11 protein-coding genes are annotated in these 15,706 nt (G+C 56.4%); 4 read left to right on the forward strand and 7 right to left on the reverse strand.

Going from position 1 to position 15,706, the window contains the following annotated elements; translation table 11 throughout:
- Positions 1–666 precede the first annotated feature (666 nt).
- The 3 genes from SH421x_RS07655 to SH421x_RS07665 all read right to left on the reverse strand — a co-directional run bounded on the left by SH421x_RS07655 (position 667) and on the right by SH421x_RS07665 (position 4,915).
- Positions 667–1,137 (reverse strand): Ig-like domain-containing protein, encoded by a 471-nt coding sequence (locus SH421x_RS07655; protein ID WP_488854828.1) that lies wholly within the window; start codon positions 1,135–1,137, stop codon positions 667–669.
- A gap of 112 nt (positions 1,138–1,249) precedes the next feature.
- Complete coding sequence (locus tag SH421x_RS07660; protein ID WP_488854829.1) at positions 1,250–2,224, reverse strand: DUF1559 family PulG-like putative transporter; 975 nt, start codon at positions 2,222–2,224, stop codon at positions 1,250–1,252.
- 624 nt (positions 2,225–2,848) lie between these two features.
- Positions 2,849–4,915, reverse strand: coding sequence for an alpha/beta hydrolase domain-containing protein (locus tag SH421x_RS07665; RefSeq protein ID WP_488854830.1), 2,067 nt, complete (start codon positions 4,913–4,915; stop codon positions 2,849–2,851).
- A gap of 226 nt (positions 4,916–5,141) precedes the next feature.
- Here SH421x_RS07665 and SH421x_RS07670 point away from each other — a divergent pair, with 226 nt between their 5' ends.
- Both SH421x_RS07670 and SH421x_RS07675 read left to right on the forward strand, forming a co-directional pair.
- Positions 5,142–5,990 (forward strand): helix-turn-helix domain-containing protein, encoded by an 849-nt coding sequence (locus SH421x_RS07670; RefSeq protein ID WP_488854831.1) that lies wholly within the window; start codon positions 5,142–5,144, stop codon positions 5,988–5,990.
- Between the two features lie 257 nt (positions 5,991–6,247).
- Positions 6,248–8,419, forward strand: a complete 2,172-nt coding sequence (locus SH421x_RS07675; protein WP_488854832.1) for a beta-galactosidase trimerization domain-containing protein — start codon at positions 6,248–6,250, stop codon at positions 8,417–8,419.
- A 107-nt stretch (positions 8,420–8,526) separates the two neighbouring features.
- On the opposite strand, the gene SH421x_RS07680 is transcribed toward SH421x_RS07675, so the two are convergent.
- Genes SH421x_RS07680 through SH421x_RS07695 form a run of 4 tightly spaced genes read right to left on the reverse strand, consistent with a single transcriptional unit; the run spans position 8,527 to position 12,549 of the window.
- On the reverse strand, positions 8,527–9,639 hold the full coding sequence (locus SH421x_RS07680) for an ATP-binding protein (RefSeq protein WP_488854833.1): 1,113 nt from the start codon (positions 9,637–9,639) through the stop codon (positions 8,527–8,529).
- 4 nt (positions 9,640–9,643) lie between these two features.
- Positions 9,644–10,102: a glycine cleavage system protein H gene (locus tag SH421x_RS07685; RefSeq protein WP_488854834.1), complete on the reverse strand. Its 459-nt coding sequence runs from the start codon at positions 10,100–10,102 to the stop codon at positions 9,644–9,646.
- Positions 10,099–11,409 (reverse strand): coproporphyrinogen-III oxidase family protein, encoded by a 1,311-nt coding sequence (locus SH421x_RS07690; protein ID WP_488854835.1) that lies wholly within the window; start codon positions 11,407–11,409, stop codon positions 10,099–10,101. The genes SH421x_RS07685 and SH421x_RS07690 overlap by 4 nt, the downstream gene beginning before the upstream one ends.
- 39 nt (positions 11,410–11,448) lie before the next feature.
- Positions 11,449–12,549 (reverse strand): outer membrane protein assembly factor BamB family protein, encoded by a 1,101-nt coding sequence (locus tag SH421x_RS07695; RefSeq protein ID WP_488854836.1) that lies wholly within the window; start codon positions 12,547–12,549, stop codon positions 11,449–11,451.
- Between the two features lie 253 nt (positions 12,550–12,802).
- On the opposite strand from SH421x_RS07695, the gene SH421x_RS07700 reads away from it, so the two are divergent.
- A complete protein-coding gene (locus tag SH421x_RS07700; protein ID WP_488854837.1) occupies positions 12,803–14,341 on the forward strand; it encodes a YcjF family protein in 1,539 nt (512 codons plus the stop codon).
- Complete coding sequence (locus SH421x_RS07705; protein WP_488854838.1) at positions 14,331–15,698, forward strand: DUF697 domain-containing protein; 1,368 nt, start codon at positions 14,331–14,333, stop codon at positions 15,696–15,698. Before SH421x_RS07700 ends, SH421x_RS07705 begins: the two co-directional genes overlap by 11 nt.
- Positions 15,699–15,706: the final 8 nt, after the last annotated feature.

Consider the following 15,706-nt stretch of genomic DNA (forward strand, 5'->3'; position numbering starts at 1 on the left):
GGCGCCATAGAGAAGACCACTGGCTGCTGTTTTGTGTGGACATGCAGGTGCATGGTCGCCAGACTCCCGTGAAGCCCGATCGGTTGGGCCGGTTTTCGTGGAAGGCTTCATTGCGATTTCACTGCAATGAGAATCGTAGCGGAAGGGCGCGAGCCCTCCGGTGCGAAGAACGAAGAACGAAGAACGAAGAACCGGAGAACCGAAGAACCGGAGAACCGGAGAACCGAAGAACCGGAGAACCGAAGAACCGAAGAACCGAAGAACCGAAGAACCGAAGAACCGAAGAACCGGAGGGCTCGCGCCCTTCCGCTACTATTGGATGAATAAACGGCCAGGGTGCCGTCGGTTCTGGCGGCTGTGGCGATCTCTGCGGACGGCTCACAGTTTTTGTTTGGGGATGCGTCGACGACAAAGCTGTTGTTGTTTGACGCGAAGGCGGGACGGCTTGCGATTACGCACGATCCGTTGGAGTTTCCGATTGCGGCGGCGGCGTTTTCGCTAGGCGGGGCCCGCATTGCTGCAACCGATGCGAAAGGGCGCCACCTACCTTGCCGAACCGAAGGTCGGCGGCCAGGTGCAAACGGGAAAGAGCATTGCCGATCTTCGTCCGGCGATCGATGTGGCGGTGGGGGACAGCGGATCGATTGCTGTGGCTATTGTGCCGCGCTACGACTTGAGATCAAAATCAAAGGTGTTGTCGCCCGGCTTTACGTCGGCTTCTAGTTCGCTCTGCTTGTTGTATCGAGCAGGGATTCGCGGCTTGCCTGATTTGAATTTGACGGGCCGTTTGACCGGGAGGCTGTCAGCTTCAGCTTCGGCTTCGGGTTCTGCTGCTGGATCCTCCGCCTCTTCTTCGCTGGGTGCGATTTCTACGCGGTTGTGGCCGAGCTTGGTTCCAGAGGTATTGTGAATGTAGGTCAGGCTGTACTTTCCCTCTGCATCGGTGCGGCCGTGGGCAGGGCGGCCGTTGTCGGGTTGAAAGACGACGACAATGCCGCTGAGCGGATTGCCATCAAGGGTGATGGTTCCGTGGACCTGGCCTAGTTCAGGCCGATCACTAGGCCCGCTACAGCCGAGCAGACTTGTGAGCATTATCGAAAGGGCCACTGCCAGGCGGCCGGCGTGTTTGGACTTCATGATAGACCTTGTCACGGGGCTGAAAGGATGGGGAGATCTCCGCTTCGAGCCGCACTGTACGATTGCGTTGCATGACGAGCAGTGCGGCTTGGTTGGGGATAAAATCTTGGGATTAGAAGTCGCCCAGGACTTCGCCCTCTGCACGGGTGCTGAGTCCTTGATAAGTCGCCATGTCCATGTTTTCTGAAAGGAAGCGGACGCTTCCATCGCCCATGAGGAAAGTAGCTCCGCCGGGGTGCCAACTGCCGGCCGCTTCTTCGGCGCCGCCGTTGATTGGATCGTTGCTTTCGGCGGCGATCAGGTATTCTGTCATTTCGCTGGGAGGATTGCCGTCCGCTCCACCTGAGAAGATGGCATGTCGGTCATTACTGCCGCCATATTGGCCCATGACGTCCCCACCAGTGTCGACTACCTCACTGACGAAGATGGTGTTGGTCAGACCGTCCCTGACATCAGCAAACCGAGTCTTGCTGTCGACGTAGAAAATTCCATTTCCATTCATGCAGCCCCAAGCTTCTGTCCGCATTTCGGTAAGATTCGAGACGCCTGTGCAGATGCAGTCGTCGTTTCCGTTTCCGATCCGGGTGCCCATGTTGCCGTTGTAATTGGAAGGTTGATCGTTCCACTTCTGGGCGCCATTTCTGACGTCTTCTTGGGAGGGGCACCAAAAAACGGAGACGGTGTTGCCGTGCAGAAGCAATGGTTTTCCGGCGCCTGTGCTGCCCGATTCGTTGCCAAAGCCATCAGGCCCCTGGATCGCGTCGTAGAGCGTCCCAAGTTCGAGAAATTGCAGGATGTTTGCGTGCCATGTCCAGCCATGTCCGCTGTAGTTTGTGCCAGCCGCATTCGCTTTGCCTTGATTGCCGGCGGACAGACTTTGGAAGGTGTCGTGATAGTTGTGCAACGCCAGCCCGATCTGTTTCATGTTGTTGGAGCACTGCATTTTTCGGGCTGCCTCGCGGGCTTGTTGGACGGCAGGCAAGAGCAGCCCAATGAGGACGCCGATAATCGCGATGACAACAAGCAGCTCGACCAAGGTGAAGCCGCGACGACGAGATTCTGGACGTGAGAAACTACCAGGGCTCATTTGAATAACTCTTCAATAAGACGAAATAAATGCTTGCGTTAAGCGGTGATGTCAAAGAGGCAAGCGACCCCACCGACCTCATTGCGGGTCATTAGAAAAAGTGATGTATCGCGACACAATCGCTTTTAGCGCAGGCTGCGAACAATTCACAGAACGCTAACGGAACGCTAACAAAGGAGCGCAGAGGGCGCCTTGGATGGTGGTGCTGATTGCGCAATTGAGAGAGTGTTGTGCGCTGTGTCGAGAGGCGTTCGGTATCGGGATTGCTCGGCGAGGTGGTCTTGGCCGAGCGGCGGAACCTTGCTAGATCGATCGATTTCAGCTTCGATCGCACCGAGAAAAGTCGTCCGCTGAAGATGCTTTCGCAAGTCGAAGCATTTAAGCTGAATTGGACCGCCGTAGCCTGCCGCCGTGCCGGTTGCAACTGCGTCCACTGCGAGCCCTGCAATCCACATCGAAGGATGGTTGCGAGGGCCCCGGAAATGGGGCAATTCGCTCGCTTGTTTGGCTACGTCGCTTGATGCTGACCGACGTCAGGAAAAACGCTAAATCGATTGCATTGCAGTTTGTGCAGGGACGAGATCAGGGGGTTCCCAGCCGCAAAGCAAGTTTCCGGAGAGACTCTTAGTTGTCCCAGTAATTTCTTTGGCTGGCGGTCTGTAGAATCTGCACCGCATCCATGGGAAGCAAGAAGTGTTGCTGCTGGAGTTGGAGCGTTGCATCCGTAATCTTTGTCATGTAGTCATTGCGAGTCGGATAGCGTTCCTGCACGCTCAGGCGAGGATCGCCGGTCTGTTTTCTTTCGGCGGCGGTCGTCGCAAATGGAAGGTACATCCCATCGAAGGGAGTCAGCATCGCAGGGGGGCCATATTGCTTGTTCCGCAGATTCCATCCGGCGTAGGTTCCCAAAGGGGTCGCGACATCCGGCAGCACGATTCCATGGAATTCGTTGCCATCTTTGTTGACGGCCGGGATGAGCGTCTTCCAAGGCTTGCCCACTTTGGGCGGGATAAGATCAGCAATCCCTTCTGCAAGTAAACGAGGCCCAAAGTCAAGACGAACAGGGCGATAATATCCTTGCGGCAGATTCACCCCAGGGACTTGCGGAAACTGTTGTTGAAACGTCTTGAGATCGATCAAGCCGCCGTTGGCGATGGTCGGATAACGACTAGGAGGAGGTAGTTGGTTGACCGTCGCCCAGCGATCCAGGTTGACCAGCATTGCTCGTAACACCGGCCCCCGGTCGTCGAGGATGTTGCGCGGTTGCTGCGCGAGGCCAGGTGTTGGTTCGCCTTGGCCCAGGTGCTGGGCGCCGGCGGTCAGGTATAAGCGTACATTTTCTGGCAGATCGAGATCTTTGGTCCCTTCGACGTTGGTATGCACCAGCGAGGCCGCGCGAGACCAGTATTCGGTAGAGGTTTGCACATAGATAATTTTGGGGAGGACGCCCTGTTGTTGCGCCCGCTCGAGCACGCTTCCTTGTTCGCCGGTCTCGGGATCGGTTTGGTGGGCCGGCGAGAAGGGGAATGACTCTGACCCGCTCCAGTTCGCTTCGTGTTGGGTGCCTGCATCGGTGGCGTTGCGGAAGCGTACCGTAAAGTGCCCTTTGCCCGCGCCGGCGACATGGACCAGGGCTCCATCAAATACCTGCTGCCCACTTAGATCTTCGTTGTATCCCTCATGGAGAAAGGAGACGGCTAACCGTCCAGACTGAGAGATGCCAAAGATGTAGGCTTTTTCAATTGCGCCCTGTAGCGGATTGGGATTGCCAATCTTGTCTTGTTGCCGATGTCGCAAAAATGAGACGACATCGCGAATCCCTGCCAGGCCGACTCCGGCGACACGTGGATTTTGGGCGGTATAGACCAGGTCGTACAGCCATCCCGGCTGCAAGCCGTCTTTAACGTAAAGCTGGGTGGGATCCGGAATCGCTTCGCCATCTTCCCAACGCGCAAAGGCCCAGTCGCTGGGCGGGATTTCGATCGCCGGTGCGCTGCGTGATGGCCGCTTGGTAAGGGTCGCCTGACGCGTATCCAGATCAACCGTCGGAAAAACTTTCGGCATTCCCCAAGGGCTCCAACCAAAGGAGCGGCTCATCATTTTTTCGGAGACGCAAATCTCGACATGCACTTTGCCAGTGAGTGGTGCGTCGCGATTTTGAATCACGGGCGCTTCCAGCAATAGCCGCTGCAGTCCATCTTCCTGTACTTCGGCATTCCAGCCGGTCCACAGCACGCTGTAACCTTGTTGCATTAGGAAGCCATTTCCACCATCTTCGAGCGTGCGGGGATCATTGGTGATCTGGGCGGCGCTGTTGAATGTCCAGACGGCGAGCATATTGCCACGATTGTGAACGTCGTAAAGAATTCGCCCGTTGCCGCGACCAGGATCGACCGGCTTGAGCAGCACGAAGTCTGTCCAGAATTCGACTTTGCCATGCTCATTTTGCTTCGCATGTTTCAAATCGTGCACGCGGGCGTTGCCAGGCGCGTTGGGATCGAGCTCAACCATCATTCGTCCCCGCAAACGCTCGTACGGGCCCGTATGTTCGAATGCATATCCGTCGGCGAAGGGGATTCGCTCTGCGACTTCGATACGGACTACTTCGGCGCGGACAAGAGTCGGCAGCAGGAAGAGCAGGGTGAGTACGTACCAGCGTTGGGCAAGCGGCGAAATCCAGCAGGAAGTCATTCGGGCATCTCGAACAGGGTGGTAATCGGCGGGAGGAAAAATTCCTTGGCGGCAGTAGAATTGTCTTTTCTTAAAAGCGGCTATTGATCACTCCTTGATTTTAGGCCGGTATTTTTCAGCTACAATCCAAATATTCTCTGGAAATGATCTCAATATTGTCTGAAATGCCTGTTTGTCTGGCGGCGAGCCGCATCCGTCGCAGCTTCGAAATTCGATCGGTCTGCTTATGAAATCGATTTTTCACCTGAACTTGTATCACGCGCCTTCCTCGTGCCAGAACGCTGATACCCCACACACGCACGCCTATCACGAGCTGCTGTTTTGTACGGCCGGCAAAGGGGGTCAGCTTGCCGGCAGCCGAGAATTGTTACTGCGAAAAGGTGATCTGTTTTTCTATCCGGCGGGGATGCGTCATTGTTCGATCTTTAAGCCCCAGCAGCGATTTGATTGCTATGTTTTTGATTTTCAAACGCTGCTGTTTACGCCGGCGATACCGGGCGACAAAGAGGTCTTGGATGTGGTGGACAAGATGGGCCTGTTTCAAGGCCAAGTGCCGATCTCGCCGACAACCGGAACCGTGATCGGGCAGATCCTGGGCGAATTATTGCAGGAATTTCGTGAGAAGAACGCCGCCTATCAGGCCGTGCTGAAGGTCAAAGCGATGCAATTGTTTGTTGCGATCGCCCGGGACGAAAAGTTTCGCTCTCAAGGAACTCGGCTCTGCCATGAGCCTACCCATGACGAGATGGTGCGCGAAGTGATTCACTACCTGGACGCATTCTATCGGAATCCCATCACGATCGAATCGATCCTTGAGTTTTGCCCGATGAGCCGCAGCCACTTTCACATGGTGTTCAAAAAAATCACGGGCAAGACGCTGATCGAGTATTTGACCGAGGTTCGTTTGGAGAAAGCGACAGAGTGTTTGGCCACAACCGACGCTACGATTACTGAGATCGCCGCGCTGACCGGATTCAAAACATCCAGTTACTTCGGCCAGGCGTTCCGCTCCAAGCTGGGAGTCTCGCCAGGAGAATATCGCCGCGGCTTGGCGCAGATAAATCGAACGGTTTGAGACGCTGAGTTGGTGACTGCGCGCTGTGAAATACCGACGCGGCTGTAGCAGGGTGATCACTGCTGGGAGAGCGAAATTTGGTGTAACGGCGCAGACATTTGGTCTACAATTCTCGTTGCTCCTCGTTTCGCATTCCTCTTGTTCACATCGGTTCTCGATTGGCCTTCACTTTGCAGGAGAAGTAGATGGATCGCGTTTGTACTTTGGATCAGACTTCTGACGGGGGTCTTGTGCTTCGATCCCTTTGCATCCGATTCATGAGCTTTCTGTTTTTCCTGTTGGGGTCGGTTTCGATCGTGCGCGCAGAGGATGCGTATCTGCAATATGTGCGGACGGCGCCAGAGTTTCAGTCTGTTTCGCAGGATCCGCAAATGATGATGGGCCGCTGGGATACTTGGCTCTACATGCCGTGGCGATATCGTTGGACCATCGGCACCGGAGCAACTGGCGCCCAGTTTTGTGAGCAGTATGGGGTGAATGGAGGGTTCACCGATCACGGCGAAGGGCCATTTGGCTGGCTGAACGGCGCCAATTTGCGGTTCTACAATGATCACACGGCGGGGAAGGGGGATCTGTATCTGCAAAACGCGAATCAAGCGAGCAGTGTGAAGCCGTATCAGCGTGACGCAAGGGCGATTCGCGGCGGCGCCGATCCGCGCCCCTTGGATGCAGAAATGAAACAACGGCTGTCGAAGTTGGTCACGCAGCGTGTCGAGAATATTTGTAAGCAAAGCGATCTATGCATCGCTTATGCGCTGGATGATGAAGTTTCGTGGGGAGCGTTCGTCACACCGTTGCCGTGGCGCGTAAATGCTGACGACCAAGCTTATGCGCAGTGGTTGCAGCGTTATTATGGTGCAGAGGCCGCACCTGAGCCGCAGTATGTGACGCCTGACTTTTTGCGTCCGCAGTTGGATCGCTCGCTAGGTGAGCTCGATTTTTCTCCGCTACTTGATCGGCTGTCTTACAACGACTCGGTCTGGGTGAATCTGTTGGGTGATCTGGTCGAAGTATCGAACCGCGCCGACCCTCAGACTCCTTGCGGGATTGTGGGCGGACAATCGCCCAACATCTGGGGCGGCTATGACTACGCCAAGCTGATGAAAAAGGTGCAGTTTATCGAAGCGTATGATCTGGGCTCGTCGCAGGCGATCATCCGTTCACTTAGCCCTCACAATGCATTGCCGCAAGTCACGACCCATTTTCATAGTAGTGAAAGAGGGGACGCGAACGATGTCTGGCAGGCCTGGTATTACTTCGCTCACGGCAACCGCGGGATGATCGGCTGGGTAGAGGGTTGGTTTGAGGGAGAAAAGCCGCAGCCATGGTTGGATAATTTTGCGCCAGCGCTGAAAGAAATCGGTGGGCGTCAGGCGCCTAAGTTGGTTGGATCTCGATGGCGACATGACGGCGTGGCGATTTACTACTCGCATCCCTCGGTACAAGTTGCATGGTGTCTCGACATACAACCGCACGGCGCAACCTGGGTGAATCGCAACAACGACTTCAAGTTGGGAACGTCGCACAACGTCCGTAAAGCGTGGGAATATCTGCTGACTGACTCTGGCATTCAATATGACTTTCTCGCTTATGACGATGTCATCGTTGACGGAATCCCAGACGAGTATCGTGTGCTGATTTTACCGGCCTGCTATGCGTTGTCCGATCGCGAGGCGGAGCAAATCACGCAGTTTTGCGAGCAAGGGGGGACGGTCATCGCCGACTTTGCCTGCGGGTTGTTTGATCAGCATGGCAAGGGACGCCGTGCCGGCGCGCTCGACCAGTTGTTTGGCGTGCAGCATGACGGCAGCGAAACGGCAAGCGATTTTTTCGCTGAGCGCTTGTGGGTCGAGACCGATCAAGATAAAGCGTATGGCTATTCAAAATATCGCGAGTTGTTGGATTCGTTGCCGTGTCAGTTGCAGGATGGTTTTTCTCTGGCGGAAAGAAAACTCAAAACCCATCAGATTCGGCAGATCGGTCAGGGACGTGCGGTCTACATCAATCTTTCGCCGCAGCGTTATCTGCAGTACCGCGAAGAAAATCTTACGACCGATGCGCAGCGCGAAGTGTTTGTCCGCCATGTGCGCGACGGCGGCATTGAGCCTTGGATCACGGTGACCGGCCCTGACGGCAACCGCCCGCGGAATTGCGAAACGGTCTATTGGACCAAACAAGGACGAACCTACGTCTTTGTGGTGCAAAACGCTGCGGTGACCGGCAGTTCGCTGGGGGGCGCGGGGGCCAAAGATCTGGCGGCCGAAGCGATGCGCATTGATGTGCGACTGCTCGCTCCAGTGGCGGATGTTCGCAATGAACGCACCGAGGAAGCGCTGGGAGACGGCGCTCATTTTGAGCTCGACTATAACCCGATCGAAGCGACGCTATTTAGCTTTGCGGGAGAACCGCCGATGCATGCGGCGAAGTAGCGTAAGGTGTGCTCAGATCGCGTTGGCGCCTTACGTTGCTGCGCGGTTTGGGGGAGATTGTTTCGCATCCATCCCCGGCTTCCGACAAATCGCTAGATCGGCTGCTGCTAAATATCCAAATCATCCACCGCATCCATCAGATCATCCAACTCATCTCGTTCTTCCGCCGGCTTGTTGGCCTGACGTTTGGGGATGCCGACGGATGCGCCGACCGCGTCGCGGCCGGCGATTAAGAGTTGTTCGTCTCGTTCGCGGACAGCGGTATCGACGGCGTTGGGATCTTCGGCCGGTTTGCCGAAGAGCTGCGAGAGGTCGATCTTTAATCCCCCTTCAGCGACGATGTCGCTGCCGGCGATGGTGGGCGTTTTGTGCTGCGGAAAGATGATCGCGTTTTCGGGACAAACGCGACTGCACGCAGGGCAACCTTTGCGGCAGTTGTCGGGCTGTTCGACCAGGATCGTGTCGATGCCGTCGACGCCGTAGACGCCAAACAAGCAGAAGTCGATGCACTCCATGCAGTTGGTGCAGCGGCTGTAGTCGATCACTGGGTACCAGCGGCGGCCGCCGGTTTCTTCAATGCGGATCGGCTCGATCGGCGCTTCGTGCGTTGCGCCAACGTAGGTGTCATTGGTCGGGTGATCGTGCCGCAGTTGTTGTAGCGGCGTCACGCCGAACATTTCGCTGGCGCCGTTGCCGTTACCATTGCCGTTCGTTTTCGGCGGATCCAGCGTCAGACCACCCAGCTGCAACATTTGCGGCGTGAGTTCGGCGGCGATCCGCTGGATCTCTTCGACGTACTCGTCTACTTTTTCGGAGACACGCAGGTCTAGGCAATAGATGAAGCGGTTGGAAGGGGGACGCGAATCGGCGACGCGGGCCTTTTCGGCTTTTTCCTCTTCGTCTTCTAGTTCGTCAAGCTCGTCTTCGTCGACCTCGTAGGTCAACAGCGACGTGCCGACTTTGCCGTGGATGTTGTTGCGATCGAGGGTCCAGCGCGCGGCGCGCTCGAACATCCACGAGAGGATCACCATGTGGCCGGAGATCCCTTCGAGACAGAGCATCCCGGGCCCGTCTGGTTTCAGGTCGTAGAGATGCGGAACGATGGTGACTTCGATGCCGGGCGTAAACAGCAATCGGGCGACGATTTCCTCTTCGAGGTTCCGTTTGGCCGGATTCTGGCTTTGTCCTTGGCTGAGGACGACGGTCAGTTTTTTCGCCATGGGGTTACTCGTTGAGTTGGCCTTTAATCGTGCGCTGGGTGATCTCCCAGACGCCTTCGAGGTGTTTTAGGTATTCTTCCGGCGACAGCAGTTCGTCACCGGAGCTGTCGATTTCGTACAGCCAGCCTGCTCCATACATATCCAGGTTAATCTGCGACGGGTCACTTAGCAGCGCTGGATTGAGTGTGGTCAGCTGACCGGCCAGCGGAGCGTACAAGTCGCTTTCTGCTTTGCTGCTCTCGATAAAGCCGATTTCCTGACCTTGCCGCACCGTGCTCGGCGCGTCGACGCTCCACTCCAAAAAGTAAACGTCTTGCAGCAGCCGAACCGCATAGGCGGTAAAGCCGAAGCGGTAACCCTGGGGGCCGGAACTGGCCCAGGTATGGTTTTTGGCGTACTGGCGATCGGTCGGAAACTTGGCCTCGAACTTGCCCATCATGAAGACAAGAGAGTCGTCGCTCATGTATAGCGAACTCCCTGGTGCTGTTCTTCAAAGAACGGGGGCAACAGGCCGTCGGCCCGCAGCAGTCCGTCGCGGGTCAGTTCGATGCGATTACCGTCGACGGTCGCCATGCCGGTTTCGACATATTCGTCCCAGATTGGCTGCCATTTTTCGACGATGTTGACGCCAAACTTGGTTTGGAAGTAATCGACGTCGAGATAACCTCGTTTGAGCAGCAAGATTGTTTCACGAATCAGCATCTGCTCTGGCGTCGGTCGATAGGCGCGCTTCAGCGGCAGTTGTTTTCGCTCTAGCAGGTCGCCGGTGTAGTCGCCCCACTCGGTTTGGTTTTGGTAGTGAACGCCGGAAATGTGGCCAAAGCTCGCGACTCCGGTCGCCAACAGATCGGCGCCGCCAAACAAATTGTCACGGTAGCTAAAGCTGATTTTGGTCGGGTCTTTGATCATGGTGTAGGCGCTCGATTGTGAGTAGCCGGCTTTGGCTAACTCGTCAAACGCATAGCTGACCCAGGCTCGCTTGGTCGGCCAATCGGCGACCGGGGTCTCGATCTTGTTGCCCAAAATATCTTTGGAGTAGACCGTGTTGAACGGCAGTTCCATTTGATAGATGGTGACGCATTCTGGCGACAGTTCGAGCGTTTTGACCAGGTTTTCTCGCCAAGTGTCCCACGTCTCGCCAACCATTCCGGCGATCAAGTCAATGTTGACGTTGGGGAACTGCGCCTTCTCGATCCATTCCCAAGCGGTGTAGACCTCTTTGGAGAGGTGAGCGCGGCCGTTCTCTTCGAGGATTTTGTCGGAGAAGCTTTCGATCCCCAGGCTCAAGCGGGTGACGCCCATCTCGCGGAGCGCTTTGACCTTGGTCTCGCTCAGCGTGCCGGGCTCACATTCAAAGGTGACTTCTTCGGCTTGATCCCAACTGATGCTCTTGCGCAAGCGATCTTCCAAACGCTTCAGTTGCTTGGGACTCAGGAACGAAGGGGTTCCGCCGCCAAAGTAAACGAAGCGGAACGGTCGTCCCCCCATCGCCGCTTGTTGGCTGACAAGTTGAATCTCGTCGACCAGGGCTGAAACGTAGGTTTCGACTTCGGAGCCGTTCTTGTCGGTATAGACGCGGAAGTAGCAGAACTTGCAGCGTTTGCGACAGAACGGAACGTGCAGATACAAACCCAACGGTACTCCAGGTCGCGGCTCGCTGGCCATCGCCTGTTTCAGGTCAGGAATGTAGTCTTCGCTCCACTGCGAAAAGGGAGGATAGTTCGAGATGAAGTAGCTTCCGACCTCGGTTTTGACTGAATCGGTGGCCATGAAACTCCTGCGGGTTAATCGTGCAAAACTGCCGCGCTGTTATTTTGATTTTTTACCAAAGCAATAAATGTGGCCGTCATCGCTGGCGATCAGCAGCTTGTCGCTGGTGATCGCGGGGCCGCCGGTGAAACTGCCGCCGGCTTCATAGCTCCATGCTTCGGATCCGTCGCTGATTTTCAAGCCATAAACTTTGCCATCGGACGACCCAAAGTAAACTTGGTCGCCAGCGATGACCGGTGAGCTGTCGATGCGGCCGCGGCTAGGAAAGGTCCACAGCTGCTTGCCGTTGGTCATATCGACGGCGGCGACTCGTTTGTTACGGCCGCCGATGATCGCTTGTTTGTCGGTAACCGCGGCGCTGGCGCGAAACGCTTGACGTCCGCGTTCATCTTCATAGGTCCAGCTGACCTTGGCTTGTTTCCAGTCGATGCCGTACAGCGTGCCTCCTTCGGTCCCAAAGACGACCAAGTCGCCGTGGACAGCCGGAGTGCTGCCGGTTGGTGCGTCGATGGGGACGCTGGCTGCGCTGGTCCCTTGGTCGAGATCGATAATATGCAGTTTGGAGTCGCAGCCTGCGACGAAACCGCGGTTCTCGACAATGGTCGGCATGCAGCGGATTTGATCGGCGATCTCGTATTTCCAAACCAATTGGCCATCGGCCGCGGTCAGGCAATAGAGGGTGGCGTCTTGCGAGCCGATCAGCAGTTTGTCTTGATAAAAGTTGACGCTGCTGTTGATCTCGGCGCCGGTTTCGTAGGTCCACAGCGCGTCGCCGGTTTTGGCGCTAAGACAATGAAGCAAGCCGTCCATGTCGCCCAGATAAACTTTGCCGTCCCGGTAGGCAGGCGAGCCATAGAAGCCGGTGTCGATTGTTTTTTTCCAGATCTCTTTGCCATCCGCCAGATTTAACGCATAGACCCCACCGTCCAGGTCGCCGATATAAACGACATTGTCGACCACGGCCGGGGTCCCCTCGAAGGCGCCTTTGTCGACCGAATACTTCCACAGCAGTTCGAGATTGTCAGGCAGCGCCGAGTCTGCAACTCCGCTGGCGACTGGATCGCCCCGAAAAAGGGGCCAATCGGCCTGGAGCGGCGCACAGCAAAACGCAATGATCAGCGCAGGTAAAATGCGAGGCATAGCGCAGTTGGCTCCAGCGGCAGGAAAGGAATATGGCGGCTCTCTATTCTACCAAAAGCAGGCACTATTAGCACACGCTTGCTCTCTGGCGGCAGTTTGTAACGATAAGGCTATCAAGCAACTTGGCTGATTTTTGGTGAATTTCCCAACATTCAGGCAAATCTGGCCTAGAAACGACGAACTACCAAGCGGAGTGGCGTAAATTGGCTTAATTCAGAAAATTCCCTCTCGCCGCACTGATGCGGCCTCCCTTATGAAGCGTTTTCCCCTACCTAACTCGTTTTGGATCATTGTCACGCTGCTGATTATCGGCGGCGGGCTGATCTATTTGCCTTCGCTGATCGCGTCGTACTATCGCGAAGCGGCCGGATTGGGGGGGATGGCTCAGGTTGTCTATCTGGTCAGCGTGATCGGCGGAGCGGTTCTGATTGTCGGGGCGGCCAGTTGGGTTTTGTATCGTCTGATTCGCGCCAAAAAACTAAAATCGCAGCGTAAAGAACGTCGCCAGCGCAATCCCAGTCAGCTTTCGGCCGATGAGCGGCGCAGCGAACTGAATGAAAATCTCGCGTCGATCGATGACTTTCAAGCCGAAGCCGGCGATGACGAACTGGCCGAACAATTGGCGCCGCTGCGCGAAAAGCTAGAGATCAAACTCGATCACCAGCGGCTTGAGATCGTCGCCTTTGGCACGATCAGCAGCGGCAAGTCATCGCTGCTTAACGCGCTGGCGGGACGCAATGCATTCGCTAGTGAGATCGCCGGCGGTACAACCGTCACGCGGAACGAGATCCCCTGGATCGGCGACAACCGGGTCATCTTGGTCGATACGCCGGGGCTGGGAGAAGTGGATGGCGAAACGCGGCAGCTGATCGCGGCCGACTCGGCCAAGTCGGCCGACATCATCTTGCTGGTGGTCGACGGCCCACTGCGGGATTCTGAATTCCGCTTGCTTGAACTGCTGGGCCAGATGGAAAAGCGAGTGATTATCTGCTTCAACAAAGAAGACCTCTACAACGACGCCGATCGCGCGAAGTTGTTGCAGCAGATCTCGAAACAGGCCGAAGAGTTTGTCAGCCGTGAAGATATCGTCTCGGTCCGGGCCCGAGCGACCACGCGCCGCCGTGTGCGGATCGCCGCCGATGGCAGCGAGATTGAAGAAGAAGTCGCTGTCGCGGTCGGCATTGAGCCGTTGGCCAGTCGGATGATGCAGGTTGTCAAAAAGGATGGCAGTGATTTGCTGCTGGCCAACTTGCTGCTGCAATCTCGCGGGCTGGTCGATCAAGCTCGCTTGAAAGTCGAGCAAGCGCTCGATCGCCGCGCCAATCAGATTGTGACCAAGTACATGTGGGGAGTCGGCGGCGCTTCGGCCGCTCTCAGTCCACTGCCGTTTGTTGACATCGCGGCGGGAATCGCAATTTCGACTAAAATGGTGGTCGACTTGGCCAAGGTTTATAAACAGGATGTCGATATCGACGTCGCGGTCCAACTGATGGGACAGTTGGGTAAAAACCTGCTCGGCATTTTGGGGGTCAACATCGCCGTGCCGGCGGTTGCGTCGCTATTGAAGACGGTTCCCGGCGCCGGCTATCTGGCGGGCGCCGCGCTGCACTTGGTGGTGATGGCGCTGGTGACTCGTTGGATCGGCAACATCTTTATGGAATACTTCAAAAACGAAATGCGCGAGCCGGAGGGTGGACTTGCCGGTCTGGCCCAACGCGAATGGCGCCGCGTGACGCAACTCAACTACCTTCGCCAATTGGTGCAACAGGCTCGCAATCAATATGTCGACTGACAGCTCGCCCGAAACAACCGACTCGCCGCAGCACGTTGATGACGAGCGTTATCAACATGCGCTCGACTCGGTCCGTACGACGCTCGAGCGATTTCGTGGCTGCTCGGAACCCGAAAAAGACTTGCTCCGTCGCGATCTGCGGCAAATGCAAGAGATGGAATCGAAGCTAACCAGCGGCCGGGTGGAGATTGTCGTCTTTGGCGAAATCAGTACCGGCAAATCGGCCCTGATCAACGCCATGGTTGGTCAGGCAGTCACCGAGGTTGACGTGCAAGGAGGCTGGACCCGCGAGATTTGGCACGTCGCGTGGGATGGGTGCGGCTATCGGATCCCCGGCTTGGGCAGCAGCGAAGTGGTGCTGATCGATACGCCAGGCATCAATGAAGTCGGCGGCGCGCATCGCGGCGAGATGGCGCAAGACGCCGCGCGTCGTAGCGACATGCTGTTGTTTGTCACCGATTCTGACTTGAACGAGACCGAGTATTCGGCGCTGATCAGCTTGGCTGCGGTGAACAAGCCAATCATCTTGGTGCTAAACAAGATTGATCTTTATTCGCCCGATCAACGGAAACGTCTGCATGAGATCCTCGCGCAGCGTTTGGACGGCGTAATCCAACCGGACAACATCGTCGAAACTTCGGCCGATCCTCGCGACGTCGAATATATTGTCGAAGCGGCCAACGGTTCGACCTCCAGCCAGTGGCGCAAACCCAAACCGAATATCGAAGCATTGCAGCTGAAGATGCTGGAAGTGCTGGAGCAAGACGGCCTGGCGCTGTTGGCGCTGAACGCCGCGATGTACTCGGCCGATAAATCGGACCGGATCGCTTCGCTGAAGCTCAAGATTCGCAATGACAGGGCCAATCAGCACATCTGGGGCTATGCCGTGGTGAAAGCCACGACGGTCGCGTTTAATCCTGCGCCGATTGCCGATGTGATCGGCGGGGGCGCGGTCGACGTCGCGATGGTTTGGCATCTGGCGCATATCTATGGCATTGAGATGACCTGGGCGAACGCCGAGAAGTTGGTCAAGTCAGTCTTCCAAGCGGCCGGTTGGGTGACGCTGGGCGAACTAACGACGCACGCAATCATGTGGAGTCTGAAAGCGGTGACCTTGGGCTGGGGCTCGGTCCTGACGGTATTGCCGCAAGGCGCTGCCGCCGGGTATGGCTCGTACATCGTCGGACAGTCGGCCAAGTATTACTTTGAGCATGGCGCGTCGTGGGGAAGTGAAGGGCCGAAGTCAGTCGTGCAAAAGATTTTGGAGAAGACCGATCGCAAGTCGGTGATACAAAGTCTACGCGACGAGATTTTGAAGAAGCTGCGGATCAATCAGCACGCGAACCCGAGCAGCTAGTCAGACGA

The organism is Blastopirellula sp. SH421 (genome assembly GCF_057808535.1).

Coding starts and splice junctions, on each gene's coding strand:
- SH421x_RS07655 (WP_488854828.1), bottom strand. CDS start 1,137: ATGAAGTCCAAACACGCCGGCCGCCTGGCAGTGGCCCTTTCGATAATG.
- SH421x_RS07660 (WP_488854829.1), bottom strand. CDS start 2,224: ATGAGCCCTGGTAGTTTCTCACGTCCAGAATCTCGTCGTCGCGGCTTC.
- SH421x_RS07665 (WP_488854830.1), bottom strand. CDS start 4,915: ATGACTTCCTGCTGGATTTCGCCGCTTGCCCAACGCTGGTACGTACTC.
- SH421x_RS07670 (WP_488854831.1), top strand. CDS start 5,142: ATGAAATCGATTTTTCACCTGAACTTGTATCACGCGCCTTCCTCGTGC.
- SH421x_RS07675 (WP_488854832.1), top strand. CDS start 6,248: ATGAGCTTTCTGTTTTTCCTGTTGGGGTCGGTTTCGATCGTGCGCGCA.
- SH421x_RS07680 (WP_488854833.1), bottom strand. CDS start 9,639: ATGGCGAAAAAACTGACCGTCGTCCTCAGCCAAGGACAAAGCCAGAAT.
- SH421x_RS07685 (WP_488854834.1), bottom strand. CDS start 10,102: ATGAGCGACGACTCTCTTGTCTTCATGATGGGCAAGTTCGAGGCCAAG.
- SH421x_RS07690 (WP_488854835.1), bottom strand. CDS start 11,409: ATGGCCACCGATTCAGTCAAAACCGAGGTCGGAAGCTACTTCATCTCG.
- SH421x_RS07695 (WP_488854836.1), bottom strand. CDS start 12,549: ATGCCTCGCATTTTACCTGCGCTGATCATTGCGTTTTGCTGTGCGCCG.
- SH421x_RS07700 (WP_488854837.1), top strand. CDS start 12,803: ATGAAGCGTTTTCCCCTACCTAACTCGTTTTGGATCATTGTCACGCTG.
- SH421x_RS07705 (WP_488854838.1), top strand. CDS start 14,331: ATGTCGACTGACAGCTCGCCCGAAACAACCGACTCGCCGCAGCACGTT.